The organism is Leptotrichia sp. oral taxon 215 str. W9775, from assembly GCF_000469505.1.
Classification (GTDB): Bacteria; Fusobacteriota; Fusobacteriia; order Fusobacteriales; family Leptotrichiaceae; genus Leptotrichia_A.
Genome location: NZ_KI272863.1, coordinates 1 through 3,161 on the forward strand (window position 1 = coordinate 1; position 3,161 = coordinate 3,161).

Annotated in this window: 2 rRNA genes; both read left to right on the forward strand. The window is 52.3% G+C overall.

Going from position 1 to position 3,161, the window contains the following annotated elements:
* The first annotated feature begins 63 nt into the window (after positions 1-63).
* Positions 64-2,977 (forward strand): 23S ribosomal RNA (locus HMPREF1984_RS08560).
* Between the two features lie 65 nt (positions 2,978-3,042).
* Positions 3,043-3,157: ribosomal RNA gene (gene rrf / locus HMPREF1984_RS08565) — 5S ribosomal RNA — on the forward strand.
* Positions 3,158-3,161 lie beyond the last annotated feature (4 nt).

A 3,161-nucleotide genomic window follows, 5' to 3' on the forward strand; every position in this document is an offset into this window, starting at 1 on the left:
AAGGACAATGGGAAATGAATAGTAGGTAAAAGAGTTACAACTGAAGGAAACTTAAGTTGAAGAAGAGAAGCTGAGTAAGGGCACACGGAGGATGCCTAGGCGGCGGGAGCCGAAGAAGGACGTGCTAAGCTGCGAAAAGCCCGGAGGAGGTGCACAGGACCTGTGATGCCGGGATATCCGAATGGGAGAACCTGCATACCTGGAGGGTATGCGCGAGAGAGGTAAGCCGGCGAACTGAAACATCTAAGTAGCCGGAGGAAAAGAAAGTAAAAACGATTCCCTGAGTAGCGGCGAGCGAACGGGGAGGAGCCTAAACCGTATAAGTGTTAAAGCTGGCGGCGTTGCATATACGGGGTAGAGGGAACATACTGGACTGACGCCATAAGGTCGAGTTGATTATGATGTAAGCGGAACGCGGCTGGAAAGCCGGACCGTAGGAGGTGAGAGTCCTGTAGAGCGTAAAGTCATAATAGCTTGTATGAGATCCCGAGTAGCATCGGACACGAGGAATCCGGTGTGAATCAGCGTGGACCATATCACGTAAGGCTAAATACTTCCGCCGACCGATAGAGGAGAGTACCGTGAGGGAAAGGTGAAAAGAACCCTGAGCAAGGGAGTGAAAGAGAATTTGAAACCGTGTGCTTACAAGCGGTAGGAGCCCATATGGGTGACTGCGTGGATTTTGGTTAATCATCCTGCGAGTTATGATGTGTGGCGAGGTTAAGTAAAAGCGGAGCCGAAGGGAAACCGAGTCTTAATAGGGCGAGAGTCGCATGTCATAGACGCGAAACCTAGTGATCTAGGCCTGTCCAGGCTGAAGCTGAGGTAAGACTCAGTGGAGGGCCGAACTCACCGCCGTTGAAAAGTTGGGAGATGAGATAGGTCTAGGGGTGAAAAGCCAATCGAACTAGGAGATAGCTCGTTCTCTCCGAAATGCATTTAGGTGCAGCCTCGGTTGAAGATATGCGGGGGTAGAGCACTGTATGGCCTAGGGGGCGTATAGCTTACCGAAGTCAAGCAAACTGCGAATACCGTATATTGTTTACCGGGAGTGAGTCTACGGATGACAAGGTCCGTGGACGAGAGGGGAACAGCCCGGACCGCCGGCTAAGGTCCCAAATCATGTCTAAGTGGGAAAGGAGGTGGATATTCACAGACAACCAGGAGGTTGGCTTAGAAGCAGCCATACCTTGAAAGAGTGCGTAATAGCTCACTGGTCGAGAGTATCTGCGCCGAAGATATAACGGGGCTAAGACATGAACCGAAGCCGCGGAAGCGTGCTAGGCACGTTTGGTAGGAGAGCGTTCTGTAGGCTGTAGAAGGTGTCCTGAAAGGGATGCTGGAGGTATCAGAAGTGAGAATGCAGGAATGAGTAGCGAGAAGGAGGGCGAGAATCCCTCCGGCCGGAAGTCCAAGGTTTCCAGGGGAAGGTTTGTCCGCCCTGGGGGAGTCGGGACCTAAGCATAAGCAGAGCTGCGAAGGCGAATGGAAAACAGGTTAATATTCCTGTACCGCTGTGTACTGACTGAGAGATGGAGTGACGCAGGAAGGTATGCGGGAAGGCTGACGGAATAGCCTTTCTAAGGGTGAAGCGTGGACATATAGGCAAATCCGTATGTTTAAACGTGAGGCCTGACGGGTAAGTACCTTAGGGTATAAGCCGCAGATCCTACACTGCCGGGAAAAACTTCTATTTAGGGAAGCAGCGCCCGTACTGTAAACCGACACAGGTGGACAGAGTGAGAAACTTAAGGCCGACAGGATAACTCTGGCTAAGGAACTCTGCAAAATGGCCCCGTAACTTAGGGAGAAGGGGTGCCCGTGGTACCTGAAGGGGGAGACACCCGGAGGGGAAACGGGCCGCAGTGAAGAGTCCCAAGCAACTGTTTACCAAAAACACAGGTCTATGCTAAGCCGGAAGGCGACGTATATGGGCTGACACCTGCCCAGTGCCGGAAGGTTAAGAGGAGGATTGAGAGATCCGAATTGAAGCCCCGGTGAACGGCGGCCGTAACTATAACGGTCCTAAGGTAGCGAAATTCCTTGTCGGGTAAGTTCCGACCTGCACGAATGGTGAAATGATTTGGGAGCTGTCTTGGCCGGAGACCTGGTGAAGTTGTAATGCCGGTGAAGATACCGGTTACCTGCAGTAGGACGGAAAGACCCCGTGGAGCTTTACTGCAGCCTGGCATTGGGTTTCGGCAATGTGTGTATAGGATAGCTGGGAGGCTATGAAGATATGGCGTCAGCTGTATTGGAGCCGCTGTTGGAATACCAGCCACGCATTGTTGGGATTCTAATCTCATAAGATGGGAGACAGTGCTAGGTGGGCAGTTTGACTGGGGCGGTCGCCTCCAAAAGAGTAACGGAGGCGTTCAAAGGTTCCCTCAGGCTGGATGGAAATCAGCCGTAGAGTGCAAACGCAAAAGGGAGCTTGACTGCGAGACTGACGGGTCGAGCAGGCACGAAAGTGGGAGTTAGTGATCCGGCGGTGCTGAATGGAAAGGCCGTCGCTCAACGGATAAAAGCTACCCCGGGGATAACAGGCTGATACTTCCCAAGAGTCCATATCGACGGAAGTGTTTGGCACCTCGATGTCGGCTCGTCTCATCCTGGGGCTGGAGAAGGTCCCAAGGGTTGGGCTGTTCGCCCATTAAAGAGGCACGCGAGCTGGGTTCAGAACGTCGTGAGACAGTTCGGTCCCTATCCACTGCAGGCGTCAGAATATTGAAGGGATCTGTCCTTAGTACGAGAGGACCGGGATGGACGGACCAATGATGTACCGGTTGTCACGCCAGTGGCACGGCCGGGTAGTCACGTCCGGAAGGGATAACCGCTGAAAGCATCTAAGCGGGAAGCCCACCCTGAGATGAATGTTCTTTCAAGCATCCGCCGAGAACAGGCGGTAATAGGCCGGGGGTGCAAGCATGGCGACATGTTCAGCTGACCGGTACTAATAATGCGTAGGCTTACTTCAAAACTCTTTTACATATACTATTTATTTCTCATTGCCCTTTTGTTTTGAATGGCAATAGAAGAATGTTTGGTGATTATAGCGGCAGGGATACACCCGGTCACATTCCGAACCCGGAAGTTAAGTCTGCCTGCGCCTAAGATACTTGGATTAAGTTCCAGGGAAAATCGGTCGTCGCCAAACTTTT